Source organism: Streptomyces sp. NPDC002754 (assembly GCF_053592315.1).
Genome location: NZ_JBSFVM010000010.1, coordinates 221,463 through 246,781, shown reverse-complemented (window position 1 = coordinate 246,781; position 25,319 = coordinate 221,463). Strand labels below are relative to the sequence as shown.

The window sequence follows — 25,319 nt, the reverse complement described above, 5'->3', positions numbered from 1 at the left end:
TTCACAGAGGGCACAGATCCTTATACGTGTGGTGAAGGTCTCTGGCCGACGAGTGCCCCGAAGCGTTGGGAACAGGCACGGAAAAGGGCCGGGCCCCACCGCGAAGCGGTGGGGCCCGGCCCTTGGATCCGGCTGAAGCGTCAGTCGTTGCCGTTGCCCGGCGTCGGCGTCGTCTTCTGGATCTGCAGCAGGAACTCCGCGTTGGACTTCGTCTGCTTCATCTTGTCGAGCAGCAGCTCGATCGCCTGCTGCTGGTCGAGCGCGTGCAGCACGCGGCGCAGCTTCCAGGTGATCGCCAGCTCGTCGCTGCCGAGCAGGATCTCTTCCTTACGGGTACCGGACGCGTCCACGTCCACCGCCGGGAAGATGCGCTTGTCCGCGAGCTTGCGGTCGAGCTTGAGCTCGGCGTTGCCGGTGCCCTTGAACTCCTCGAAGATGACCTCGTCCATGCGGGACCCGGTGTCCACCAGGGCGGTGGCGAGGATGGTCAGCGAGCCGCCGTCCTCGATGTTGCGGGCCGCACCGAAGAAGCGCTTCGGCGGGTACAGGGCGGTCGAGTCGACACCACCGGACAGGATGCGGCCGGAGGCCGGCGCCGCGAGGTTGTACGCACGGCCCAGACGCGTGATCGAGTCGAGCAGCACGACGACGTCGTGACCCAGCTCCACGAGGCGCTTGGCGCGCTCGATGGCGAGCTCCGCGACCGTGGTGTGGTCCTCGGCCGGACGGTCGAAGGTCGAGGAGATGACCTCGCCCTTCACCGACCGCTGCATGTCGGTGACCTCTTCCGGACGCTCGTCGACGAGGACGACCATCAGGTGGCACTCGGGGTTGTTGATGGTGATCGCGTTGGCGATCGCCTGCAGGATCATGGTCTTGCCGGTCTTCGGCGGGGCCACGATCAGACCGCGCTGGCCCTTGCCGATCGGCGCGACGAGGTCGATGATCCGCGTCGTCAGCACACCCGGGTCCGTCTCCAGGCGGAGGCGGTCCTGCGGGTAGAGGGGCGTCAGCTTGTTGAACTCCGGGCGCCCGCGGCCGGATTCGGCCGCCATGCCGTTCGCCGAGTCGAGGCGGACGAGCGCGTTGAACTTCTCGCGGCGCTCGCCGTCCTTGGGCTGACGCACGGCACCGGTGACGTGGTCGCCCTTGCGCAGGCCGTTCTTGCGGACCTGGGCCAGGGAGACGTAGACGTCGTTGGGACCCGGCAGGTAGCCCGACGTACGGATGAAGGCGTAGTTGTCGAGGATGTCGAGGATGCCCGCGACGGGGATCAGGACGTCGTCCTCGGAGATCTGCGGCTCGTTGCCGAAGCCCTGCTCGTCACGCCCGCGACGCCCACGGCGGTCGCGGTACCGGCCCCGGCGCCCGCGGCGGCCGCTGCCGTCGTCGTCGTAGCCGTCGTCCTGCTGGTTGTTGCGGCCGCCGCCCTGCTGGTTGCCGCGGCCACCACCCTGCTGGTTGCCGCCCTGGTCGTCGCCCTTGCCGCCGCGGCGGTCGCGGTCACCGCGGTCGCGGTCGCGTCCACCACGGCCACCCTGGCGGTCGCCGCCCTGGCGCTCGCCCTGACGGTCACGGCGGTCGCGACGACCCTCGTGGTTGCCGTCCTGGCCGCCGTCGCCCTTGTTGCCGTCGCCGCCGTCCTGACGCTCCTGCTTGTCCTGACGGTCCTGCTGGCGGTCCTGCTTGTCCTGCCGCGTGTCGGCCTTGGCCTCGGCGGTGGCCGTCTCGGGGCTGCCCGCCTCGGACGTGGCACGGCGGCGACGACGCTCACCGGCCGGCTGCTCGTCACTGGCACCCTGGCCGGGGATCTCGATCTGCTGCTGGTCGGTGGCCTTCTTCGCCTTGGCGTCGGCCGACTCGGCCTTGTCCGCCTTGGCGGCCGACTTCGCGGGCGCGGCGTCGGCCGCGGCCTCCTCGCCTGTGCGGGCCTTCGAGGTGGCCCGCCGCTTCGGCTTCGTCTCGGCGGCGTCGGCGCTCTTGGCGGGGGCGGCCTGTGCGTTGCCTCCCCCGGACTGCGCCTCCTTGATGACCTCGATCAACTGGCTCTTGCGCATACGCGCGGTGCCCTTGATTCCGAGGCCCGATGCGACCTGCTGCAGCTCGGCCAGCACCATGCCGTCAAGGCCGGTACCGCGGCGCCGCCGGGAGCCGGCGGGCGCGGCAGAGGCGTCCGCAGAGGACGCGGCGGGCGCGGCAGCAGAGCTGTCGGCAGTCACGCCCATCAGATCGGTGGTGTCGCTCACGAAGGGTCCTTCCCTGGAGCGGACGTCGGCCTGTCTGGCTCGGCGACCGGTTGTGCTGTCCGGCGAAGGTCCTGCCTGTACGGACCGTGCCGGGGCGGTTGTCCGCCGAAGAGGCGGAAGATTCGGTGGTGACGGCGTTGGCCGATTCCGCGGGTGCACTGGATTTCTGTGTCACGCGGCTCGGTCACGCCGGTTCCGGAGCGTGCTCGCCACTCTTCAGTGCCACATCTCGACATGCGAGAACGATGCACAGAATCGCTGGGGAGGCTCCCGGAAGAATGGTTGTCCCTGACGGGGACACACAGCACCTCGCCATGGTAGGGCCGGGTGCAGACTTGAGGTTAACACTACCGGATCCAACAAACATTCCCCCTCTCGTAATCCGGCAACCGGATGTCAGGAGCCAAGCGGCAGCACGCTCGCTCCGTCGACATCGAGGTCAAGGCGGTTCGCCGCCCAGCCCTCCCCGGCCAGCCGGGCGACCTTGTCGGCCGTTTCTTCCTCCACCAGAGCGAGGACCGTCGGCCCCGCTCCGGAGATCATCGCGGGCACCCCGTCGGCCCGCAGCCGCTCCACAAGGGCGGCGCTCTCCGGCATCGCCGGCGCCCGGTACTCCTGGTGAAGACGGTCCTCCGTGGCCGGGAGCAGCAGCTCGGGGCGCCTGGTCAGGGCCTCTACGAGCAGGGCCGCCCGGCCCGCGTTGGCCGCGGCGTCCACGTGCGGGACGGTGCGCGGCAGGAGTCCTCGGGCCATTTCGGTGAGGACCGGCTTTCCGGGGACGAACACCACCGGAACGATGGAACCGGCCGCGTCGAGACGGATCGCCCGGCCCGCTCCGGTCTCGGTCCACGCGATGGTGAAGCCACCGAGCAGGCAGGGGGCCACGTTGTCGGGGTGGCCCTCGATCTCGGTGGCGAGTTCGAGCAGTGCGGCGTCGTCGAGCACGGCGGCGCCGCCTATGGTCACGGCGCGCGCGGCGACCACGGCCGACACGATCGCGGCGGACGAGGAGCCCAGGCCGCGGCCGTGCGGGATGCGGTTGGCGCAGACGATCTCCAGGCCGCGCGGCTGTCCACCGAGGGCGTCGAAGGCCGTGCGCAGGGACCGTACGAGAAGGTGCGACTCGTCGCGGGGCAGGGTCTCGGAGCCCTCACCGGCGATGTCGATGTTCAGCCCGGAGTCGGCGACCCTGACGACCACGTCGTCGTAGAGCCCCAGCGACAGACCGAGGCTGTCGAAGCCCGGGCCGAGATTGGCGCTGGTGGCGGGGACGCGCACCCTGACGGCGGCGGCGCGGAACGCGGGACCGGCCATCGCTCGATGACTCTCCTTGAGCTGCGGGATGTTTCGAGAACTTCCGAAGGATGCTTTGACCGACGAGATCGACGAGATCTTCGACAGTCGAGGTTTTCGAGAACTTCCGATACTTCCGATGTTTTTGATGCGTAGGTCGACACCCGGGCCGCGATGGACAAAACAGCGGCGGCACCACGGCATATGCGGTGGGCGGGTTCGCTACAGCCTATCGAAGGAAGGTTCCGTGGCGACATAGGGCGCACAGGAGGCGCACGATGCGTGTCGTAAGCCCCCTGTGCACCCCCTGTACTGAAAAGCCCAGTTGACGAGGTGTCAGCGTCGCCCGGAGAAGCCGCCCGGAGAAGCGGTACGGCTCAGGCGAGACCGAGACGCTCGGCGGCCGCTGCGGCGTCGACCGGGACGGTGACCGGCTGCGGGGCTCCGGCGACGGCCCAGTCCGGGTCCTTCAGACCGTTGCCCGTGACGGTGCAGACGATCCTCTGGCCGGGGTCGACCTTGCCCTGCTCGGCGGCCTTAAGCAGGCCGGCGACGGACGCGGCCGACGCGGGCTCGACGAAGACACCCTCCTGGGACGCCAACAGCTTGTAGGCGCGCAGGATCTCACGGTCCGTCACCTCGTCGATGAAGCCGCCGGACTCCTCACGCGCATCGAGCGCGTACTGCCACGACGCCGGGTTCCCGATACGGATCGCGGTCGCGATCGTCGAGGGGTCCTTGACGACCTCGCCGCGCACGATCGGCGCGGAGCCGGAGGCCTGGAACCCCCACATGCGCGGCGTACGGGACGACACCGAGTCGGCGGCATACTCCTTGTAGCCCTTCCAGTAGGCCGTGATGTTGCCGGCGTTGCCGACCGGGAGGACATGGATGTCCGGCGCGTCGCCGAGCGCGTCCACGATCTCGAACGAGGCCGTCTTCTGGCCCTCGATGCGGTACGGGTTCACCGAGTTCACCAGCGCCACCGGGTAGTTCTCGGAGAGGCTGCGGGCGAGGTTCAGGCAGTCGTCGAAGTTGCCGTCGACCTGGAGGATCTTCGAGCCGTAGACGAGCGCCTGGCCCATCTTGCCGAGCGCGATCTTGCCCTGCGGCACGAGGACGGCGCAGACCATGCCGGCCCGCACCGCGTAAGCGGCGGCGGAGGCCGAGGTGTTGCCGGTGGAGGCGCAGATGACGGCCTGCGCACCCTCCTCCTTGGCCTTCGTGATGGCCATGGTCATGCCGCGGTCCTTGAACGAACCGGTCGGGTTGGCGCCCTCGACCTTCAGGTGCACCTCACAGCCGGTGCGCTCGGAGAGCAGCCGCGCCGGCACGAGCGGCGTACCGCCCTCGCGCAGTGTCACGACCGGCGTGGTGTCGGTCACCGGGAGCCGGTCCCGGTACTCCTCGATGATGCCGCGCCACTGGTGGGTCATTCCGGTCATCCCTGCTACTCCCCTTCAACACGCATGATGCTGGCGACACCGCGCACGGTGTCGAGCTGACGCAGCGCGTCCACGGTCCCGGTGAGGGCCGCGTCGGCCGCGCGGTGGGTGACGACGACGAGGGAGGCCTCGCCGTCCTTCCCCGACTGGCGCACGGTGTCGATGGAGACACCGTGCTCGGCGAAGACCGTCGCCACCTGCGCGAGAACGCCGGGCTTGTCGGCCACGTCGAGGCTGATGTGGTACCGCGTCACGACATCGCCCATCGGCGAGACGGGCAGCTGTGTGTACGCGGACTGGCCGGGTCCCGTCGCGCCGTTGAGGCGGTTGCGGCAGACGGCGACGAGGTCGCCGAGTACGGCGGACGCGGTCGGCGAACCGCCCGCGCCGGGCCCGTAGAACATGAGCTGCCCGGCGGCCTCGGCCTCGACGAAGACGGCGTTGTACGCGCCGCGCACGGAGGCCAGCGGGTGGGACAGCGGGATCATCGCCGGGTGCACGCGGGCGGTGACGGACTGCCCGTCGGCGGCCCGCTCACAGATGGCGAGCAGCTTGATGGTGCAGCCCATCTCCTTCGCGGAAGCGAAGTCGGCGGCGGTCACCTCGGTCATGCCCTCGCGGTACACGTCGTCGAGCCGGACGCGGGTGTGGAAGGCGATCCCGGCGAGGATGGCGGCCTTGGCGGCGGCGTCGAAGCCCTCGACGTCGGCCGTCGGGTCGGCTTCGGCGTACCCGAGGGCGGTGGCCTCGTCGAGCGCCTCCTGGTAACCGGCGCCGGTCGTGTCCATCGCGTCGAGGATGAAGTTCGTCGTGCCGTTCACGATGCCGAGGACACGGTTGACCTTGTCGCCCGCGAGGGACTCCCTGAGTGGCCTGACCAGCGGGATCGCGCCTGCGACCGCGGCCTCGTAGTAGAGGTCCTCGCCGTGGTCCACGGCGGCGGCGTGCAGGGCCTCGCCGTCCTGGGCGACGAGCGCCTTGTTGGCGGAGACGACGGAGGCGCCGTGCTCGAAGGCGGTGGTGATGAGCGTGCGCGCGGGCTCGATGCCGCCGATGACCTCGACGACCACGTCGATGTCGCCGCGTTTCACGAGCGCCGTGGCGTCGGTGGTCACCAGCGCGGGATCGATTCCCTCGCGCACACGGGAGGGCCGCCGCACGGCCACACCCGCGAGTTCGACGGGGGCACCGATCCGGGCGGCGAGGTCATCGGCGTGCGTCGTCATGATGCGCGCCACCTCTGAGCCGACAACCCCACAGCCCAGCAGCGCCACCTTCAGCGGACGCGTACGCATCATGCGACCTCGTTTCCTTCTACGTACTTACTCAGGTACTTCTACGGTGGGTCCAGTCTCGCCCACCGGACCGGGGTTTCAGCCCCGGGTCCGGATCGTGAGACGTAGATTTCATTTATCCGACGTCGAGGCGCAGGAGATCTTCCTCCGTCTCGCGCCGGACGATCACCCGGGCCTCGCCGTCGCGCACGGCGACGACGGGCGGGCGAAGCGCGTGGTTGTAGTTGCTGGCCATGGAGCGGCAGTACGCGCCGGTGGCCGGCACGGCGATCAGATCACCGGCCGCGACATCCGCGGGCAGGAACGCGTCCTTCACGACAATGTCGCCACTCTCACAGTGCTTGCCGACGACGCGGACGAGCATGGGCGCGGCGTCGGAGCGGCGGGAGACGAGGGCGACGGTGTACTCGGCGTCGTAGAGGGCGGTACGAATGTTGTCGGACATGCCGCCGTCGACGGAGACGTAGGTCCGCAGTCCTTCGAGCGGCTTGACGGTGCCGACGGTGTAGAGCGTGAAGGCGGTCGGGCCGACGATGGCGCGCCCCGGCTCGACGGAGATACGGGGGGTACGGAGGTTCGCCGCCTCGCACTCACGGCCGACGATCTCGTTCAGCGCCTTGGCGATCTCGTGCGGCTCGCGGGGGTCGTCGTCGCTGGTGTACGCGATGCCGAGGCCGCCGCCGAGGTCGATCTCGGGGAGTTCGACCCCGTGCTCGTCACGCACCTCGGCGAGCAGCCCGACGACCCGGCGGGCGGCGACCTCGAAGCCGGCCATGTCGAAGATCTGCGAGCCGATGTGCGAGTGGATGCCGATGAGCTCGATGCCGTCCAGCTTGAGGGCGCGGCGCACGGCCTCCGCCGCCTGCCCGTCGGCGAGGGCGATGCCGAACTTCTGGTCCTCGTGCGCGGTGGCGATGAACTCGTGGGTGTGGGCCTCGACGCCCACCGTGACGCGGATCTGCACGCGCTGCCGCTTGCCGAGGCCGTCGGCGATGTGGGCGACGCGCGCGATCTCCTGGAAGGAGTCGAGCACGATGCGACCGACGCCCACCTGGACCGCGCGGCTGATCTCTTCCTCGGTCTTGTTGTTGCCGTGGAAGGCGATGCGCTCGGCGGGCATGCCGGCGGAGAGCGCGGTCGCGAGCTCGCCCCCGGAGCACACGTCCAGGTTCAGCCCCTCCTCGTCCAGCCAGCGCACGACGGCCCGCGACAGGAACGCCTTGCCGGCGTAGAAGACATCGGCGTCGGGGCCGAAGGCGTCGCGCCAGGCGGCGCAGCGGGCGCGGAAGTCGGCCTCGTCGAGGAAGTATGCCGGGGTGCCGAACTCCTCGGCGAGCCGGGCGACTTCGATGCCGCCGACGGTGACGCCGCCGTCAGCGGTGCGGGCCACGGTCTGCGCCCACACCTTCGGGTCGAGGGCGTTGAGGTCGTCGGCGGGGGCGGTGTAGTGGCCCTCGGGCAGGACGTCGGCGTGCCGGGGACCGGCGGGGTGGGCGGAACGGCTCATGGCTGCAATGGCTCTCTTCGTCTACTTCTGTGTCACAGATGTTCGGGTGCGTCGATGCCGAGCAGGGTCAGGCCGCCTGCGAGCACCGTCCCGACGGCTTCGGCGAGCGCGAGCCGGGCACGGTGGGCGGCCGAGGGTTTCTCCTCGCCTTGCGGCAGTACGACCGGATGAAACGAGGCCATGAAGGTGCCGGCGACGCCGACGAGGTGCCGGGCGAGCCGGTCGGGCGCGTGCTGCTCGGCAGCGGCGCGGAGGATCCGCGGGTGGTCGGCGAGCGCGGCGAGGAGGTCTTCCTGACCGGGTACGTCGCCGGTGGCGGCGGTGAGGCCGAGGTCCGCGGCGTTGCGGGTCAGGGCGTGGGTGCGGGCGTGGGCGTACCGGACGCGGAAGAGCGGGTTGGTCTCGCGCTGGGCGAGGTGCTCGGCGCCCCCTTCTTCCTCGGCGCCGATCCGGGGCCGGTCGTGGCCCGCGGGGTGGAGCAGGGCCCAGCGGGCGGCGTCGCGGCCGAGCGGCAGGGGGTCGGCGGGGGCGGGCACGGGGCGGACGTCCACATCACGGGGGGCGCTGCCGACCGTGTCGACCTCGACGCCGAGGACGTCGACCCACTCGGGCCGGGGGTGGCCCGCACAGCTGGTCCGTACGAGGGCGCCCTGGGAGCGCAGGAGGCGGGCGACGGAGTCCATGACGACGAGGGCGCGGACGTCACCGGGGGCGTGCAGCCGCAGGACCTCGCCGGTGGGGCCCTCGGCGTGCCCGTACCGGGGCCCTTCCCGCTGGATCCGCGCGACGAGTTCGCCGGGCGCGGCCTCGTGGAGGCTGAGGTTCAGGAAACCGGGCCCGGTGACGACGACGTCCGCGATACCGGGGCTCTCCCCGAGCCGACGGGACAGGATCTCGGCCACCTGGCGCGGAGTCCTGCCGGCGTCGCGGGCGAGCTGCAGCGCGACGTTCGTGGCGTAGTCGCCCTGCCCGCCGGGCCGCGGCCGCTCGACCACGACCTGCCGCTCCGCCGCGCACACGGCAGCGTCGAGCTCACCGTCGTCGACCGCGCGGCGGACGGCGCGCAGGACGGTGCGGGAGAGCTCGGCGGGTGTCACGGGACAAGCGTATGGGAGGAGGGGGGTGGGTAAGCGACCCGGTTTCCCGGAGGGTCTCGGGATGCGGACGGGGAGCCGGGGTGGCAGGGGCCGCCGGAGTCGCTCAGGCGTCGGCGGTGCGGGTGGCCTGCTCGGCATCGTCGGGGGCGCTCACGGCGCGTGCGGTGCTCGCCCGGGAGGCACCGGCGGAACCCGCCCCCGGGCGTCCCTGCTCACTCAACTGCCCTACCAGGCGCACCAGTTCACTGGGATCGAAGGGCTTCGCGAGGAATGCGTCGATGCCGACATCGAGCCCGCTCTCGACCTCGTACTGGGTGCAGGCGCTGACGACGACGATGGGCAGCGAACGCGTACGGGCGTCCGCCCGCAGCCGGGCGGCGGTGCGCAGCCCGTCGAGCCGGGGCATGACGACGTCCAGCGTGACGACATCGGGTCGCACCTGATCGATCACGTCCAAACATTCGGCACCATCGGCCGCGGTCACGACCTCGAAGCCCTCCAGCTCGAGATTGACCCTGATCAGCTGCCGAATCACCTTGTTGTCGTCCACGACAAGGACTCGGCCGGACGCGCCTGGCACAACTCGAGAGTAGGTCGACCCCGGCCACCGCGTCCGGGTTTTCCCCACTTCCGCCCCGTACAGGCGACCCGGACCACGCGGCCCCCAGCCCGATAACCCGTTCCTGAGGACCGCAAAGGAGCTGGTAGGGTTCTACCCGTCGCCACACACAGTGCGGCGCACGCCCCCGTAGCTCAGGGGATAGAGCATCGGCCTCCGGAGCCGGGTGCGCAGGTTCGAATCCTGCCGGGGGCACCTTGTACGAGGTGCCTTAAAGACCCCGCCATCAGCGTATCGCTGAGTGCGGGGTCTTTTTTTGTGCGGTTGCGTAGCGCGGTCAGGCGTAGAAGCGGGAGACGCTCTGGAGGACTGCCGCCGGCTTCGGGGCGCCCTCCATTTCTATGGTGCCGTCGATCGTGATCTGGGCTCCCCCGCCCGCTACTTCCTCCACCGATGCCACCCGCGCCGCCAGGCGGATGCGGGAGCCCGCCTTGACCGGGGAGGGGAAGCGGACCTTGTTGAGGCCGTAGTTGACCTTTGTGGTGACGCCCTGGACGTCCAGGAGGTCGGTGAAGAGGGGGATGAAGAGGGAGAGCGTCAGGTAGCCGTGGGCGATCGGGGCGCCGAAGGGGCCGGCGGCGGCGCGTTCGGGGTCGACGTGGATCCACTGGTGGTCGCCCGTCGCGTCGGCGAACGTGTTGATGCGGTCCTGGGTGATCTCGAGCCAGTCGCTGGTGCCGAGGTCGGTCCCGGTGATCTTCGTGAGTTCGGCCAGGCCGTTCACCGTGAGGGTCTTCATTGCTGTGAGGTGTCCTGTTCGTCGGTGCCGTACGTCGTGCGCAGGCGGGACTTGATGAGCTTTCCGGAGGCCGTGCGCGGGAGTTCGCCGGCCAGGATCAGGGATTTGGGGATCTTGTACTTCGCCAACTGGCCGGAGAGGGAGGCCAGGAGGGACTCGGGCGGCGGGGTGGCGCCCGTGCGCGGGACGACGACGGCCCGGGGGACCTCGCCCCATTTCTCGTCCGGGACGCCGATCACCGCGCACTCCGCCACATCGGGGTGGGCCAGGAGCGCTGCCTCGATCTCCGCGGGGTAGATGTTCTCGCCGCCGGAGATGATCACGTCCTTGAAGCGGTCGACGATGGTGACGTAGCCGTCGGCGTCGACCCGTGCCGCGTCCCCGGTGCGGAACCAGCCGTCGGAGAAGGCGGCTTCGGTCTCCGCCGGCAGGCCCCAGTAGCCCGGCATCACGTGCGGGCCGCGGACCACCACCTCGCCCGTTTCCTCCGTGCCCACCGGGGTGAGGTCCTGGCCCACGACCTGTACGTCGCTGAAGAAGTGCGGCACGCCCGCCGAGCCCGCCTTCGTCACCGCGTGTTCGGCGTCGAGGAAGAGGGTTCCGGGGGCCGCCTCCGTCATGCCGTAGCCCTGGAGGAAGGTGAGGCCGCGTTCCTGGTACGCCGCGATCAGCGGGGGCGGCACCGGGGCTCCTCCGCAGGTCAGGATGCGAAGGGAGGAGAGGTCGGCGGTCGGCCAGGCGGGCTGCCGGGTCAGTAGGTCGAACATGGTCGGAACGCCGAACATGAACGTCACCCCGTGCTGCCGCACAAGCTCGAATGTCGCCGCCGGGTCGAAGGAACCCACCAGGACGCACGTGCCGCCCTTCAGCAGCACCGGCAGCGTCAGCATGTTCAGGCCCGCCGTGTGGAACAGCGGCGCCGAGACGAGGGCGACCTCGTCCGCGATCAGGTCGTGGTCGACCAGGACGTTGACCGCGTTCCAGGTCAGGTTGGCGTGGGTGAGCATGGCGCCCTTGGGGCGGCCCGTCGTGCCCGAGGTGTACATGATGAGGCAGAGGTCGTCGCCGCCGACCGCCTCGTCGATCGTGTCCGAGGGGGCGGCGGCGAGCAGTTCCTCGTACCCGCTGCCGTCGGCCTCGATCGTCACAGGGACCGACAGGGCCTTCGCCCGGTCCCCGCCGCCGGCGTGCAGGAGGGTCTTCGCTCCCGAGTCCCCTATTTGGTAAGCGAGTTCGACGGTCGACAGGCGCGTGTTGAGCGGGACGAAGACCGCTCCCAGAGTGCCCGCCGCGAACAGCGTCTCCAGATACGAGGGGTGGTTCGGGCCGAGGTACGCGACGCGGTCACCGCGGCGGACGCCCTGCGCCCGTAGGACATGCGCGAGGCGGGTCGTACGGTCGTGCAGGTCGGCGTACGAGTACCCCGTGCCGTTGTGGATCAGGGCGGTGCGGTGCGGAGTCTTGCGGGCCCGGCGTGCGGGCCATGATCCCAGTCCCTCGTTGCGCATACCGGTCCCCTTCAGGGCTTGGTGAGTCCGGGTCAGGGCTTGGTGAGTCCGAGCAGACGAGCCGCGTTCTCCTTGAGGATCTTGGGGCGGACCGCTTCCTTGATGTCCAGCTTCGCGAAGTCCGCGAGCCAGCGGTCCGGGGTCAGGACGGGGTAGTCCGAGCCGAAGAGGACCTTGTCCTTGAGGAGCGTGTTCGCGTACTGGATCAGCTGGGGCGGGAAGTACTTCGGGGACCAGCCCGAGAGGTCGATGTGCACGCCCGGTTTGTGCGTGGCGACCGCCAGCGCCTCGTCCTGCCAGGGGAACGAGGGGTGCGCAAGGATGATCTTCAGGTGCGGGAAGTCGGCCGCGACGTCGTCCACGTACAGGGGGTTCGAATACTTCAGGCGGATGCCGCCGCCGCCCGGCACGCCCGCGCCGATGCCCGTCTGGCCGGTGTGGAAGAGGGCGATCGTGCCCGTCTCCTCGATCAGCTCGTACAACTCGTATGCGACCGCGCGGTCGTTGGGGAAGAAGGCCTGGATGGAGGGGTGAAACTTGAAGCCCTTCACCCCGTACTCCTCCACGAGGCGGCGGGCCTGCTTCACCCCGGCCTTCCCGCGGAACGGGTCGATCGAGGCGAAGGGGATGAGGGTGTCCGGGTGGGCGGCGGCCGCCTCGGCGACCTCCTCGTTCGGAACCGGCTCCGTGCCCGTCGCCGACTCGGCGTCGACCGTGAAGATCACGGCGGCCATGTTCCGCTCGCGGTAGTACGCGGCGGTCTCCTCCAAGGTCGGCTTCCGGTTTCCCTCGGTCTTGAAGTACGCGGACGAGGCCTCGTGGAGGTCGTCGGAGAGGGAGCCGTGGCCGCGCGAAGAGACCTCGGCGTGGGTGTGTACGTCGATGGCGGTGAGGTCGTCGATGTTCATCACGCCTCCGGGAGCTTCGGTGCCGGGATGCCGACCGTCTCCGGCTCGGCGCCGACCGACGTCGGCCACGCCTCGGCGATCGCGTCCGGGGTCCAGCCGCCGTCCGCGTAGGCCGACTTGATCTCCTGCGGGTGCGACCAGAGGGTGAGCCGGTCGCCGCCGATACCGATCGCCTGGCCCGTCACGGAGCGGGCCGCTTCGGAGGCGAGGAAGGGAACGAGGGCCGCGCAGTCCTCCGGTGTGCCGAAGCCCTCGCCCTTGCGCAGGAAGGACGGGAGCGGTTCGCCGCCGCGCATCGCCTCGATGTACGGGGCGAAGGCCGGGATCGTCTCCGTCATGGCCGTCGCGGCGACCGGCACGATCGCGTTGACCGTGATGTTCGCCCGCGCCAGCTCCATCGACCAGGTGCGGGCCATGGCGACGATGCCGGCCTTCGCGGCGGCGTAGTTCGTCTGGCCGAAATTGCCCCGTTGCCCCGCGGGCGAGCCGACGAGGACGAGCGTGCCTCCCTCGCCCTGCTCGCGCATCCGGACGGCGGCGGCGCGGGCGCAGGTGAAGGTGCCCTTCAGGTGGGTGGTGAGCACCGCGTCGAAGTCGTCGTCGGTCATCTTCCACAGGACCTTGTCGCGCAGGATGCCGGCGTTGGTGACCAGGACGTCGAGGCGGCCGAACTCGCTCGCCGCCCGCGCCACCAGGCGGTCCGCGGCCTCGGCCGTGCCGACCGGGACCACCTCGGCGACGGCCGTGCCGCCCGCCTCCCGGATCGACTTCACGGCCGCTTCGGCGACGGCCTCGTCCACATCGTTGACGACGACCGAGGCGCCGTGGGCGGCGAGGGCATGGGCGTAGGAGAGCCCCAGGCCGCGGCCGCCGCCGGTGACGACGGCCACCTTTCGGGTGAGATCGATGGACACGTGTGAATCCCTTCCTGCCGAGGATGCGTGGAGCAAGAAAGAAGCTAAGAGCAATGATTGGTGACGTCAATAGTTGTCGCCGACCCGCAGGTGCGAGAGACTGTCGCGGAAGACCGCAGGCCCACCCCCAGGGAGACCCCATGACCCCCGCCCCGATCGACGCGCACGAGCCATGGATGCGCGGGCTGCACGCCGACACGGGCTATCTGCTGTACCGGCTCGGCCTGCGCTCCGGGCAGCTGTTCAACACCTCGCTCCAGGAGTCGGGGCTGCGCCTGCGCCACTACGCGGTGCTGCGCTTCCTGGCCACGGTCGAAGGCGCCCTGCAAAGGGAGTTGAGCGTGCAGCTCGGCTACGACCCGAGCGCGATCGTGGGCCTGGTCGACGACCTGGAGAAGGCCTCGTTCGTCGAGCGGCGCCCCTCCCCCGGCGACCGGCGCAGCCGGATCGTGGTGCTCACGGACGACGGGCGGGACTTCCTGCGCGGAAGCGACGAGGCGGGGCTGCGCGTGACGAGCGAGCTGCTCGCGCCGCTGGACGCGGACGAGTGCGAGACGCTGCACGGGCTGTTGCGGCGGGTCGCGGAGGCCGGGCTCGGGTGACGCCCGTTTTCGGCCGTTGTCGACTTCTCGCTACGGCGACCGGCACGGAACCCGTTTGAGTGTCTGTCATTCCTGATCAGGACTGTGAGAGCCGCCACGCGTGCACGATCCAGGTTTACTCGTGCCCCACCGCATGACTACGGTTCGGTCGATGTCTCGCAGCCACTTGAACCTCACGAATCCAGGAAGATGCGTATCCGGTAGCCGGGGTTCCCTTCGGGAGGGATCGTGAGCGAACCGGTACAGCTCGCGGCTCATCGGGCACCGCTGCCCGATCAGCAGGACGCCGTCGCACAGACCGCGAGCACTCCGTCCAGGAGACAGGCGGCCACACCGGCCACCACCACGACACCGAAGTCCGGCAAGGCCCGTGACGCGTTCTACGACAACGCCAAGTATTTGGCGATCGTCCTGGTCGCGATGGGCCACTCCTGGGAGCCGCTGCGCAGTGGAAGCCGGGCGGCCGCCGCCCTGTACATGATCGTGTACACATTCCACATGCCGGCGTTCATCGTGATCTCCGGCTACTTCTCGCGGTCGTTCGACGCGAGCCCTGCTCGGCTGAAGCGGCTGATCACGGGCGTGGCGGTGCCCTATGTGGTGTTCGAGATCGTCTACACGCTCTTCAAGCGGTACGCCGGTGACGATCCGGGATACGACTTCAGCCTCCTCGACCCCTGGTATCTGACCTGGTTCCTGGTGTCGTTGTTCGTGTGGCGGCTGAGCACGCCGATCTGGAAGACGATCCGCTGGCCGCTGCCGGTGGCGCTCGCCATCGCGGCGCTCGCCTCCGTCTCCCCCAGCATCGGCGACGACCTGGACATGCAGCGCCTGCTGCAGTTCCTGCCCTTCTTCGTCCTCGGCCTGTGCCTGAAGCCGGAGCACTTCCAGCTGGTGCGCCGCAAGGAGGCGCGGATCATCGCGGTGCCGGTCTTCGCGGCCGCGCTGCTGTTCGCGTACTGGGCGGCGCCGCGGATGACCGCGGCGTGGACGTACCACCGGGACAGTGCCCAGGAGTTGGGCGCGCCCGGCTGGACCGGGATCGTCATGACCCTGGCCATGTTCGGCTGTTCGGTGATTCTCACGGCGTGCTTCTTCGCGTGGGTACCGGGCCGGAAGCTCTGGTTCACGGCGCTCGGCGCGGGCACCCTGTACGGCTACCTGCTGCACGGCTTCGTCGCCAAGGGGTCCCGTTTCTGGGACTGGTACGAGGCGGACTGGCTGCACACGCCGTGGGGGCAGGTCCTGGTGACGCTGCTCGCGGCGAGCCTGATCACCGTGTTGTGCACGCCGCCCGTGCAGCGGATGTTCCGGTTTGTGATGGAGCCCAAGATGGAGTGGGCGTTCAAGAGGGATGCGGCGAAGGTGGCCAAGGGGCGGTAGCCGCTTGTTGTTCGCCCGGCGACATGGTTGCGGTCGCGGGGCTCCGCCCCGGGCCCCGCGCCTCAAGCGCCGGCGGAGCTTTAAAAGATCGGGGCTCCGCCCCGGACCCCGCTGCTCAAACGCCGCAGGGGCTTGATGTATCAGGCCGACGCCTTCTTGCGAGGCGTCGGCTTTTTCTTTGTCGAGGCCGACTTCTTGGCCGCGGTGGTCTTCTTCGCCGAGGCCGTCTTCTTCGCGGGGGTCGACTTGTTGGCGGTGGCCTTCTTCGCGGACGTGGTCTTCTCGGCGGGCGCCTTCTTGGCGGCCGTGCCCTTCTTGGCGGCGGCCTTCTTCGTACGAGAAGCCGTGCGGGAACGTGATGCCAGGTCCGTTACCTCGGCGACGTCCTCGTCCTCGTTCCTCGCCTTCTTGGCCGCACGGACGCTGCTCTCCAGTGCCGACATGAGGTCGATGACCTTGCCGCCTCCGTCGCCCGACTTCTTGGGGGGCTCCGCCGGTTCCGTGCCGGAGGCCTTCGACTCGATCATCTCCTCCACGGCGTCCCGATAGTCGTCGTGCAGGGAGTCCATGTCGACCTCGCCGAGCGTGTCCATCAGGGCGTCCGCCAGGTCGAGTTCGGCGTCGCGGACCGTGACGTGCGAGTCGGGGGCGGCGTCCTCGGGGGCCCGGATCTCGTCCGGCCAGAGCAGCCCGTGCATCGCGATGACGTCGTCGACGACCCGCAGCATCCCGAGCCGCTCCCGGCCGCGCAGCGCGAACTTGGCGATGGCCACCTTGTTGCTGCGCTTGAGCGCCTCGCGCAGCAGCGTGTACGGCTTGGCGGCCGGGACGCCGTTGGCCTGGAGGTAGTACGCCGTGCCCATCTGGAGCGGGTCGATCCGCTCGGCCGGCACGAAGGAGACGATCTCGATGGTCCTGGCCGTCGGGATCGGGAGCTGGGCGAGGTCGTCCTCGGTGATCGGGATGATCGAGCCGTCGGCGTCCTGGTACCCCTTGCCGATCTCGTCGTTCGCGACCTCTTTGTCCTCCAGCTCGCACACCTTGTGATAGCGGATGCGGCCGCCGTCCTCCAGGTGGATCTGGCGGAAGGAGATCGAGTGGTTCTCGGTGGCGTTGACCAGCTTGATCGGGATGCTGACCAGGCCGAAGGAGATGGCGCCGTTCCATATGGAGCGCACGGTGGGCCTCCCGGTTCGCGTCGCCAATGAACGACATAGCAGACATAGCGGGCTGGATTGCCAGAGTATTACCGTATGGCGCCCATCACAGAAGTGGAGGGGCGGCGGCTCACGCTCAGCAATCTGGACAAGGTGCTGTATCCGGACTCCGGGTTCACCAAGGGCGAGCTGCTGCACTACTACGCGACGGCCGCGGAGGCCCTGCTCCCGCATCTGCGGGACCGTCCCGTCTCCTTCCTGCGCTTTCCCGACGGGCCCGGGGGCCAGCAGTTCTTCGCCAAGAACGTGCCACCGGGGTCACCCTCCTGGGTGAAGACGGCGGAGGTGCGGCGCTCGGACGGGGTCGCGCGGCAGGTCCTCGTCCAGGATCTGCCGACGCTGATGTGGGCGGCGAACCTGGTCGCCGAGTTCCATACGCCGCAGTGGCGGGTGGACGCGCCCGGCTTGGCGGACCGGCTGGTTTTCGACCTGGATCCCGGGGCGCCGGCCGACATCGTGCAGTGCTGCCAGGTGGCCGGGTGGCTGCGGGAGCGGTTGGCGCGGGACGGGCTCGAGGCGTACGCGAAGACCTCCGGGTCGAAGGGGCTGCATCTGCTCGTGCCGCTGGTGCCCACGGCGGCCGAGCGGGTCAGTGCGTATGCGAAGGGACTCGCGCGGGAGGCGGAGGCGGCCTTGCCGGGGCTCGTGGTGCATCGGATGGCGCGGAGTCTGCGGGGCGGGAAGGTGTTCGTCGACCACAGTCAGAACTCGGCCGCGAAGACGACGGCGGCGGCCTATACGTTGCGGGCGAGGGCCTTGCCGGCCGTTTCGGCGCCGGTGACGTGGGGGGAGGTGGAGGGGTGTGGTGCTGCGGGGGATCTGGTTTTTGTCGCGGGGGATGTGGGGGCGCGGCTGGAGCGGTACGGGGATTTGCTCGGGGGGTTGTTCGACGGTGAGCGGGCGGGGGTGCTGCCGTGAACGCGGATGGCGTTGCGGTCGCGGGGCGCTGCCCCGGACCCCGCTGGCTCTCGTCACAAGAGCGGGGCTTGAAAGACCGCCTCAAACGCCGGCGGGGCTTGAAAGCCCAACCGCCGGCGGGCTTGAGATGGCTCGATCGGCGGCGGGGCTTGAAAGAAGGTGCCGGGTCACACCCGGGTCCACGTCGCCCTGGCCCTCGCCATCATGTGGAGTGCCTCGACGTCTGCGGGTTTGAGGAGGCCGGCCGTGTGGGCCAGGGGTGGGAGGGTCGTGGTGGTGAGGATGTGGGTGTCGCGGGGTGGGGGTGTCGCCTCCACGGATGACGGGTCCACCAGGATGAGGGCCGCGCGGACCTCCGCGGTGAGGGCGAAGGAGGCGCGGGAGGCGTCGGCGCGGGCGCGGCGCAGGAGGGGCTGCGGTTCGCCGCGGCCGATCGTCACCCAGGGGTCGCCGACCCGCACCCGTCGCTTGCGCACAGGCAGTACGTGCAGCGCGAACAGGCCGCCGGGGCCGATCAGCAGATGGTGGATGTGGGATCCGCCGGGCAGCGGCACCGAGTGCAGCACCCGCCAGCCCGCCGCCTCGAACCCGTCGAGGACCTCGCCCACCCGCGCCTGCGCGGCGAGCGCCGTGCGCCGCGGGTCGGCGCGCAGCCGGCGCTGCGGGCCAGGGTCGCGGTCCAAGGAGATGACGAGGGCCTCGCCCGGCCGGTTCGGCGCGAGGTCGTCGTCGGGGTGGAGGGTGAGCCCGGCCAGTTCGGCGGGGGTCGGCACCGGGGGCGGTCCGACGGTGACCTGGCCGGCGATGAACGGGCGGAGTACGTCGAGCACCTCCGCCCGCCGGATCTCGCTGAGCAGGTTCACCCGGCCCGCGTCCCGGTCATACCAGGCGACGTTCGCGCCGTCGTCCCCGCACACGTAGAGCCACTCCTGACCGTTCCGCCAGGTCGGTATGACGCGCAGTCCGCTCATGCCCCATCACCCCACGACCATGGGAGCAGCAAGCCCGCCGCAGGGCAAGAAGCCCGCAGGCCCGGCATGATGACCATCGCGACCCGTTCAACCCGGCAGGCAGGAGTGCAGTGAAGACAGCGCCCGGGCGCCTCGGCCGGTCCGTGCTCGCCGTGCCCGCCGCCGCGCTGCTCTGGGCGTGCGCCGGCTGCGGGGACCAGGGCGGCCCTCAGAGCGCGGGCCCGACGCCGACGGCCGTCGGCCCGGAGCGTCTGTGGCCCACGCTGCCGCCCGCGACCCGCGCCGCCGACGACTACGGCGCCGGGGAGACGGCCGTGGTCAAGGGCGTCGAGGTGCCCGGCGGGAAGCTGCGCGAGGTCGCCCCGGCGAAGATCGTGCGGGCCCGCGTCACCGCCGCGCCCGACGACTACAAGGACATCGCGAAGGACGTCGCGGCGGACTGTCCGGCGGCCGGAGAGGCGTCCGAGAGCTGTCCCGTGCTCGGCGGGTACTACCGGGATCTGACCGGCGACGGCGAGGACGATCTGCTCGTCGCCGTGCGCGCCCCGCACCGCCAGGCGTACTTGCAGGCGTACACGTACCGCGGCGGGAAGCTGACCCAGATCATGGACGACAAGGACGCCGTCATCAACGTGCATCTGGCGGGCCGGAGCATCGTGGTGCGCGCCGCCGCCGACCTGTCCGGGTACGAGTACCGCACGTCCTGGTCGTACGACGGCCACCAGAAGGCGATGCTGCCGACCCGCGACGAGATCCTGCGCACCGGGTCCACGCACACTCCTGCCGTGCCGTCACCGAGCCGCTCATGAGTCCGCGCGCGCTGCGGCTGCCGGTCTGGACCGCCTCCCTGACGTGGAAGGCGATGGTCTTCATCACCGTGATGTGCTGTGCGCTCGCCGCGCTGCTCGGCGTCCTCGTGCACGTCTCGGTCACCGATCAGACGACGGGTCAGGCCCGCGAACGCGCGCTCACCCTCCTGAAGTCCACCACCAAGCGGTACGAGGCCGGGAGCAGGCTCGCCGCGGGCGCGGGCCTCGATCCGCCGGGCCTGCCCGCCGAGTTGCGCGCCCTCGCCGCGCGCGGGGAGCGCGGCACGATGGTCGCGGCGCACCCGGAGCGGCCGACGATGTGGGCGGCGGGCCCGGCGGCCGGCGGCCGGGCCCTCGCGGTGCGGGTCGACTTCGCGCAGGGCCGGCGCACCATCGACGGGCTCGACGGGGCGATCCTCACCTCGTCGGCGCTCGCGATCGGGGCGACGCTGCTGGTCGGCGCGTTCGCCGTGACCCGTGTGACGCGGCGCCTGCACGCGACGGCGCGGGTGGCGCGCAGGATCAGCGCGGGCGACATGGACGCGCGCGTCGACGACCGCCGGACGAAGGATCCGGGGCGACGCCAGGACGAGGTGGCCGATGTCGCGGGCGCGCTCGACAGCATGGCCGGTTCGCTGCAGGCCCGGATCCTGACCGAGCAGCGGTTCACCGCCGATGTCGCGCACGAGCTGCGCACGCCGCTGACCGGGCTGCACGCCGCCGCCGAGCTGCTGCCGCCGGGCCGGCCCACGGAGCTGGTGCGGGACCGGGTCGCCGCGCTGCGCACGCTCACCGAGGACCTCCTTGAGATCTCGCGGCTCGACGCGCGCAGCGAGCGCCTCGATCTGGACGAGAACCGGATCGGGCCGGTGGCCGAGCGGGTGGTGCGGGCGTCCGGCACCCCGACCGAGGTCCAACTCGTCCGGGACGTCTGTGTGCTGACGGACCGTCGGCGCCTGGAGCGGGTCCTCGGCAACCTCGTGGCGAACGCGCACCTGCACGGCGCGGCGCCGGTCACGCTGACCGTGGAGGGGCCGGTGATCACGGTGCGCGACCACGGCGCGGGCTATCCCGGCTACCTCGTGGAGCACGGGCCGCAGCGTTTCCGCACGGAGGGCGGGGCCCGCGGGCACGGTCTCGGGCTGACCATCGCGCTCGGGCAGGCCGAAGTCCTGGGCGCACGGCTGGAGTTCGGGAACGCGTCGGACGGTGGCGCGGTGGCGACGTTGACACTTCCGTACGAGGAGACCGGGCCCGAGGGTTCGTAGCGGAGAGTAACCTTTTGCGCGCTCTGCGTGCCGCTTTTAGTGTGAAAGCGGGCATTCAAGGCGCCCTTCTCGCTCCCTCTCACCCCTCTCCCCCACCTCAGGAGTCTCGTATGTCGCTCGCCATCCGCCTCGGCACAGGCGTCGCCGCAGCAGCAGCCCTCGTCGCCACCAGCGCCCTCCCCGCCGTTGCCCAGAGCAGCTCGCCCGGCGGCGACAATCCGCCGGTCTACAAGGGCCGCGTCATCGCGAAGTCCGGGCTGCTGCTGCGCGACGCCCCGGCCCGCGGCGCCAGGGTCGTCCGCTCCGAGCCGTACCACGCGATCGTCCCGATCTTCTGCAAGACCTCGGGCGACAACGTCGGCGGGAACTCGTACTGGTACCTGCTCACCGACGGCACGTGGGCGTGGGGTTCGGCGAAGTACATCGAGAACATCGGCGCCGTGCCGCGCTGGTGCTGACATGAGCTGATATCGGGGTCTTGCTTGCTACGTTCCCGGTATGACCGGATCGTCGGGTACATCGGGAACCAGCACCCGCCCCTCGGTGCCCGCCGTCCGGGTCCCCCGGCGCCGCGGCACCGAACTGGCCCTGCTCGTCGTTGCCGTGCTGCTCAGCGTCTACGGATACATCGACGTCGGGCTCGCCAAGGACGACAGGGTCCCGGGCGGGGCGCTCGGCTACGGCGCCGGGCTCGGGGCGCTCGCGCTCGTCGCGCACCTCGTGGTCCGCTTCCGCGCCCCGTACGCCGATCCGCTGGTGCTGCCGATCGCCGTCCTGCTCAACGGACTCGGCCTGGTGCTGATCTGGCGGCTCGACCAGGAGACCCCGGGCGACCAGGCGGCGCCCACCCAGCTGATCTGGTCGACGCTCGGCGTGGCCCTGTTCATCCTCACCGTGCTGTTCCTGCGCGACCACCGGGCGCTTCAGCGATACGCGTACATCTGCGTGGTCACGGCCCTGGTGCTGATGATCCTGCCGATCTTCTTCCCCGCCGTGAACGGTGCCCGGATCTGGATCCGGATCGGCAGCTTCTCCATCCAGCCGGGCGAGTTCGCCAAGGTCCTGCTCGCGATCTTCTTCGCCAGCTATCTCGCGGCGAACCGGCACGCGCTGGCGTACACCGGCAAACGGATCTGGCGGTTCCAGCTGCCGACGATGCGGGTGTTCGCGCCGATCCTGGTGATCTGGCTGATGACCGTCGGCGTCCTTGTCCTGGAGACCGACCTCGGCACCTCGCTGCTGTTCTTCGGCCTGTTCGTGATCATGCTCTACGTCGCGACGGGCCGCGGCAGCTGGATCGCCATCGGGCTCGTCCTCGCGGCCGCCGGAGCGTTCCTCGTGGCCTCCTTCGAGCCGCATGTGCACAGCCGCGTCGAGGACTGGCTGCACCCCTTCGCCTCCATCGACGCCGGTCAGGGCGCCAGCCAGCTCGCGCAGTCGCTGTTCGCGTTCGCGGCGGGCGGCATGCTCGGCACCGGGCTCGGCCTCGGCCACTCGTACCTGATCGGCTTCGCCGCCAAGTCGGACTTCATCCTGGCAACGGCCGGCGAGGAGCTGGGGCTCGCCGGGCTCACCGCGATCTTCCTGCTGTACGCGCTGCTCGTGGAGCGCGGCTACCGGGCGGGGCTCGCGCTGCGCGATCCGTTCGGCCGGCTGCTCTCCATCGGGCTCGCCTCGATCGTCGCGCTCCAGGTCTTCGTCATCGCGGGCGGCGTGATGGGGCTCATCCCGCTCACCGGCATGGCGATGCCGTTCCTCGCGCAGGGCGGCTCGTCCCTCGTCACCAACTGGATCATCGTCGCGATCATCATCCGGGTCAGCGACCGGGCCCGGAGCCAGCTGCTGCCCGAGTCCCCAGGGAGCGCCCAGGACCCCGTGGAGGGCGCCAAGTGACCAAGTACATCCGCCGGGCCTCGGTGTTCTGCCTGATCCTGCTGATCGCGCTGCTCATCAACGCGGCCCGGGTCCAGTTCTTCCAGGCCGACAAGTTCGACGACAACTCGGCCAACCGCCGCACCACGATCCAGCGTTACGGGCAGCCGCGCGGCGACATCCTCGTCCAGGGCAAGTCGGTCACCGGCTCCAAGGACACCGGGGAGTCGCTGCGCTACGAGCGGACGTACAAGAACGGGCCGCTGTACGCCCCCGTCACCGGCTACGCCTCGCAGACGTACGGCACGACGTTCGTGGAGAGCGCCGAGGACGACATCCTCTCCGGCGCCGACCCGATGCTCTCCCCCATCCCGTTCTGGAACGAGATCTCGCGCTCCCAGGAACCCGGCGGCAACGTGAAGACCACCATCAACGCCCGCGCGCAGCAGGCCGCGTACTCCGGGCTCGGCGGCAAGAAGGGCGCGGTCGCGGCGATCGACCCGTCGACCGGGAAGATCCTGGCGCTGGTCTCCACCCCGTCGTACGACCCCGGGCGGATCGCGGGCACCGACTCCTCCTCGACCGAGGCGTGGGCCGCGCTGAACAAGTCGGAGGAGCAGCCGATGCTCAACCGGGCGCTGCGCCAGACGTATCCGCCGGGCTCCACGTTCAAGGTGGTCACGGCGGCCGCGGCCCTGGAGAACAGCGTGGTGGACGGCATCGACGAGTCGACCGACACCCCGTCCCCGTACACCCTGCCGGGCACGACGACGCAGCTGACCAACGAGTCCGCGTCGGCCGCCTGCAAGGACGCGACGCTCGAATACGCGCTGCGGGTCTCCTGCAACACCGTGTTCGCCAACCTCGGGGTGCAGACCGGGCTCTCGGACATGGTGAAGATGTCGGAGAACTTCGGCTTCAACGACAGCGGGATCAAGGTCCCGATGGCGGCCGCCAAGTCGAACTTCGACACCGACATGAACGATTCGCAGCTGGCGCTCTCCTCGATCGGCCAGTACGACACCGCCGCGACGCCGCTGCAGATGGCGATGGTGTCCTCGGCCATCGCCAACGGTGGCGCGCTGATGCGGCCGCATCTCGTGGACAAGACCACGTCGAGTGACGGGGACACGGTCTCGGAGACCGGCTCCGACACGTACAAGCAGGTCATGTCTCCGTACACGGCCACTCAGTTGCAGACGATGATGGAGGACGTCGTCTCCGAGGGGACCGGTACCGGGGCGAAGATTTCGGGTGCGACGGTGGGGGGGAAGACGGGGACGGCGCAGCATGGTGAGAACAATGAGGGGACGCCGTATGCGTGGTTCATCTCCTACGCCAAGGAGAAGGACGCGTCTGCGCCGGGGGTCGCGGTGGCCGTGGTGGTCGAGGACGCGTCTGCGAACCGTGACGACATCAGTGGTGGAGGCAGCGCGGCGCCTATCGCCCGCGCGGTGATGGAGGCGGTGCTCGGGTCGTCCGACGGTTGAGCTGAAGCGGCGGCGTGGTCACGGGGCTCTGCCCCGGGCCCCGCGCCTCAATCGCCGGCGGGGCTTGAAAGACCGCCGGCGGGGCTTGAATTGGGCTTGGTCAGGTTGATTTGCCCGCCTCGACGGCCTCCTCCACCTCCGACACCCGTTCCCGCTCCTCCGCGGCGAAGCGGTCCGCGTCGAGCTTTTCGGCGATTTCCTCGTCCTGGGCCATGAGTTGGTCGAGGTTGGAGTTGCCCATGTCGAAGACGCCCATGTCGACGTAGGCCTGTTGCAGGCGCTTGCCCCACAGGCCGATGTCCTTGACGCACGGGACGATCCGGGAGAACAGCAACTGCCGGAACATGGCGAGGAATTCGGACTGCTCCGTGTACTTCTCCGCGTCGGCCTTGGGGATGCCGAAGTTCTCCAGGACCTCGATGCCGCGCAGCCGATCGCGCATCAGGTAGCAGCCCTCGATGACGAAGTCCTCGCGCTCGCGCAGTTCGGCGTCGGAGAGCTGCTTGTAGTAGTCGCGCAGCGCCATCCGCCCGAAGGCGACGTGGCGGGCCTCGTCCTGCATCACGTACGCGAGGATCTGCTTGGGCAGCGGCTTGTCCGTGGTGTCGCGGAGCAGGCCGAAGGCGGCGAGGGCGAGGCCCTCGATGAGGACCTGCATGCCCAGGTACGGCATGTCCCAGCGGGAGTCGCGGAGCGTGTCGCCGAGCAGGGACTGCAGGTTGTCGTTGATCGGGTACAGCATCCCGAGCTTCTCGTGCAGGAAGCGGCCGTAGATCTCCGCGTGCCGCGCCTCGTCCATGGTCTGCGTCGCCGAGTAGAACTTGGCGTCGAGGTCGGGGACGGACTCCACGATCCGCGCGGCGCACACCATCGCGCCCTGTTCGCCGTGCAGGAACTGGCTGAACTGCCAGGAGGCGGAGTGCTTGCGCAGTTCGGCCTTGTCCTTGTCGGTCATCTTCGCCCAGTAGGGCGTGTTGTAGAGGGCCAGCGCGTCGTCGGGGGTGCCGAGGGGGTCGTAGGGGTCGACCTCCAGGTCCCAGTCGATGCGCTTGGCGCCGTCCCACTGCTTGTCCTTGCCCTTTTGGTAGAGGGAGAGGAGGCGGTCGCGCCCGTCGTCGTATTCCCAGCTGAGGCGAGCCGAACTGGCGGACGGTACTTGCCAGTTGGACCCGTTCGGGGCCTTGGTGTACAGCTCATGCGTCGCCATGCTGGCAGGCT

General features: G+C 70.1%; 22 protein-coding genes and 1 tRNA gene. 9 read left to right on the top strand and 14 right to left on the bottom strand.

Features of this window, described 5'->3' with window-relative positions; translation table 11 throughout:
* Positions 1-140: 140 nt before the first annotated feature.
* From rho to ACWD2L_RS22325, 7 genes are all read right to left on the bottom strand, one after another.
* Positions 141-2,246: a transcription termination factor Rho gene (gene rho, locus ACWD2L_RS22355; protein ID WP_351338364.1), complete on the bottom strand. Its 2,106-nt coding sequence runs from the start codon at positions 2,244-2,246 to the stop codon at positions 141-143.
* A 396-nt stretch (positions 2,247-2,642) separates the two neighbouring features.
* Positions 2,643-3,560 carry a homoserine kinase gene (gene thrB, locus ACWD2L_RS22350; RefSeq protein WP_351338366.1) on the bottom strand — a complete coding sequence of 306 codons (918 nt, stop codon included), beginning with the start codon at positions 3,558-3,560 and terminating at the stop codon, positions 2,643-2,645.
* A 356-nt stretch (positions 3,561-3,916) separates the two neighbouring features.
* Complete coding sequence (gene thrC, locus ACWD2L_RS22345) at positions 3,917-4,975, bottom strand: threonine synthase (protein ID WP_351338470.1); 1,059 nt, start codon at positions 4,973-4,975, stop codon at positions 3,917-3,919.
* Between the two features lie 14 nt (positions 4,976-4,989).
* The gene (locus tag ACWD2L_RS22340; protein ID WP_351338369.1) at positions 4,990-6,282 is read right to left on the bottom strand and encodes a homoserine dehydrogenase; all 1,293 of its coding nucleotides are present in this window, start codon (positions 6,280-6,282) and stop codon (positions 4,990-4,992) included.
* Between the two features lie 112 nt (positions 6,283-6,394).
* Positions 6,395-7,786: a diaminopimelate decarboxylase gene (lysA, locus tag ACWD2L_RS22335; protein ID WP_351338371.1), complete on the bottom strand. Its 1,392-nt coding sequence runs from the start codon at positions 7,784-7,786 to the stop codon at positions 6,395-6,397.
* Between the two features lie 32 nt (positions 7,787-7,818).
* A complete protein-coding gene (gene nrtL, locus ACWD2L_RS22330) occupies positions 7,819-8,883 on the bottom strand; it encodes an ArgS-related anticodon-binding protein NrtL (protein ID WP_351338373.1) in 1,065 nt (354 codons plus the stop codon).
* 103 nt (positions 8,884-8,986) lie between these two features.
* Positions 8,987-9,511 (bottom strand): response regulator, encoded by a 525-nt coding sequence (locus ACWD2L_RS22325; protein ID WP_451190640.1) that lies wholly within the window; start codon positions 9,509-9,511, stop codon positions 8,987-8,989.
* Positions 9,512-9,625: 114 nt separating this feature from the next.
* Here ACWD2L_RS22325 and ACWD2L_RS22320 point away from each other — a divergent pair.
* A tRNA-Arg gene (locus ACWD2L_RS22320) sits at positions 9,626-9,697 on the top strand.
* A gap of 82 nt (positions 9,698-9,779) precedes the next feature.
* Here ACWD2L_RS22320 and ACWD2L_RS22315 read toward each other — a convergent pair.
* The 4 genes from ACWD2L_RS22315 to ACWD2L_RS22300 are packed head-to-tail and all read right to left on the bottom strand — an operon-like array spanning position 9,780 to position 13,571.
* The gene (locus ACWD2L_RS22315; RefSeq protein ID WP_351336668.1) at positions 9,780-10,241 is read right to left on the bottom strand and encodes a MaoC family dehydratase; all 462 of its coding nucleotides are present in this window, start codon (positions 10,239-10,241) and stop codon (positions 9,780-9,782) included.
* Positions 10,238-11,749 carry an acyl-CoA synthetase gene (locus tag ACWD2L_RS22310; protein WP_351336665.1) on the bottom strand — a complete coding sequence of 504 codons (1,512 nt, stop codon included), beginning with the start codon at positions 11,747-11,749 and terminating at the stop codon, positions 10,238-10,240. Before ACWD2L_RS22310 ends, ACWD2L_RS22315 begins: the two co-directional genes overlap by 4 nt.
* A 32-nt stretch (positions 11,750-11,781) precedes the next feature.
* A complete protein-coding gene (locus tag ACWD2L_RS22305; protein ID WP_351336662.1) occupies positions 11,782-12,657 on the bottom strand; it encodes an amidohydrolase family protein in 876 nt (291 codons plus the stop codon).
* The gene (locus tag ACWD2L_RS22300; RefSeq protein ID WP_351336659.1) at positions 12,657-13,571 is read right to left on the bottom strand and encodes an SDR family NAD(P)-dependent oxidoreductase; all 915 of its coding nucleotides are present in this window, start codon (positions 13,569-13,571) and stop codon (positions 12,657-12,659) included. The genes ACWD2L_RS22305 and ACWD2L_RS22300 overlap by 1 nt, the downstream gene beginning before the upstream one ends.
* A 140-nt stretch (positions 13,572-13,711) precedes the next feature.
* On the opposite strand from ACWD2L_RS22300, the gene ACWD2L_RS22295 reads away from it, so the two are divergent.
* Positions 13,712-14,173, top strand: a complete 462-nt coding sequence (locus ACWD2L_RS22295) for a MarR family winged helix-turn-helix transcriptional regulator (RefSeq protein ID WP_351336657.1) — start codon at positions 13,712-13,714, stop codon at positions 14,171-14,173.
* Between the two features lie 228 nt (positions 14,174-14,401).
* Entirely contained in the window at positions 14,402-15,556 is a 1,155-nt protein-coding gene (locus ACWD2L_RS22290) for an acyltransferase family protein (protein ID WP_351336654.1), read from the top strand.
* A 140-nt stretch (positions 15,557-15,696) separates the two neighbouring features.
* Here the strand turns inward: ACWD2L_RS22290 and ku are convergent, their stop codons facing one another.
* Positions 15,697-16,734: a non-homologous end joining protein Ku gene (ku, locus tag ACWD2L_RS22285; protein ID WP_451190634.1), complete on the bottom strand. Its 1,038-nt coding sequence runs from the start codon at positions 16,732-16,734 to the stop codon at positions 15,697-15,699.
* Between the two features lie 75 nt (positions 16,735-16,809).
* On the opposite strand from ku, the gene ligD reads away from it, so the two are divergent.
* Positions 16,810-17,691 carry a non-homologous end-joining DNA ligase gene (gene ligD, locus ACWD2L_RS22280; RefSeq protein WP_351336641.1) on the top strand — a complete coding sequence of 294 codons (882 nt, stop codon included), beginning with the start codon at positions 16,810-16,812 and terminating at the stop codon, positions 17,689-17,691.
* A 167-nt stretch (positions 17,692-17,858) separates the two neighbouring features.
* Here the strand turns inward: ligD and ACWD2L_RS22275 are convergent, their stop codons facing one another.
* Positions 17,859-18,662 (bottom strand): nuclease-related domain-containing protein, encoded by an 804-nt coding sequence (locus ACWD2L_RS22275; RefSeq protein WP_351336638.1) that lies wholly within the window; start codon positions 18,660-18,662, stop codon positions 17,859-17,861.
* Positions 18,663-18,772: 110 nt separating this feature from the next.
* On the opposite strand from ACWD2L_RS22275, the gene ACWD2L_RS22270 reads away from it, so the two are divergent.
* The 5 genes from ACWD2L_RS22270 (at position 18,773) to ACWD2L_RS22250 (ending at position 24,101) form a co-directional block, all read left to right on the top strand.
* Positions 18,773-19,471 (top strand): hypothetical protein, encoded by a 699-nt coding sequence (locus ACWD2L_RS22270; RefSeq protein WP_351336635.1) that lies wholly within the window; start codon positions 18,773-18,775, stop codon positions 19,469-19,471.
* Positions 19,468-20,739: an ATP-binding protein gene (locus ACWD2L_RS22265; protein ID WP_351336633.1), complete on the top strand. Its 1,272-nt coding sequence runs from the start codon at positions 19,468-19,470 to the stop codon at positions 20,737-20,739. The genes ACWD2L_RS22270 and ACWD2L_RS22265 overlap by 4 nt, the downstream gene beginning before the upstream one ends.
* Positions 20,740-20,849: 110 nt before the next feature.
* Positions 20,850-21,197 carry an SH3 domain-containing protein gene (locus ACWD2L_RS22260; protein WP_351336631.1) on the top strand — a complete coding sequence of 116 codons (348 nt, stop codon included), beginning with the start codon at positions 20,850-20,852 and terminating at the stop codon, positions 21,195-21,197.
* Positions 21,198-21,237: 40 nt separating this feature from the next.
* Positions 21,238-22,632 (top strand): FtsW/RodA/SpoVE family cell cycle protein, encoded by a 1,395-nt coding sequence (locus tag ACWD2L_RS22255; protein ID WP_351336628.1) that lies wholly within the window; start codon positions 21,238-21,240, stop codon positions 22,630-22,632.
* Positions 22,629-24,101 (top strand): peptidoglycan D,D-transpeptidase FtsI family protein, encoded by a 1,473-nt coding sequence (locus tag ACWD2L_RS22250; RefSeq protein ID WP_351336627.1) that lies wholly within the window; start codon positions 22,629-22,631, stop codon positions 24,099-24,101. The genes ACWD2L_RS22255 and ACWD2L_RS22250 overlap by 4 nt, the downstream gene beginning before the upstream one ends.
* A gap of 100 nt (positions 24,102-24,201) precedes the next feature.
* On the opposite strand, the gene ACWD2L_RS22245 is transcribed toward ACWD2L_RS22250, so the two are convergent.
* A complete protein-coding gene (locus ACWD2L_RS22245; RefSeq protein WP_351336625.1) occupies positions 24,202-25,308 on the bottom strand; it encodes a ferritin-like domain-containing protein in 1,107 nt (368 codons plus the stop codon).
* Positions 25,309-25,319 lie beyond the last annotated feature (11 nt).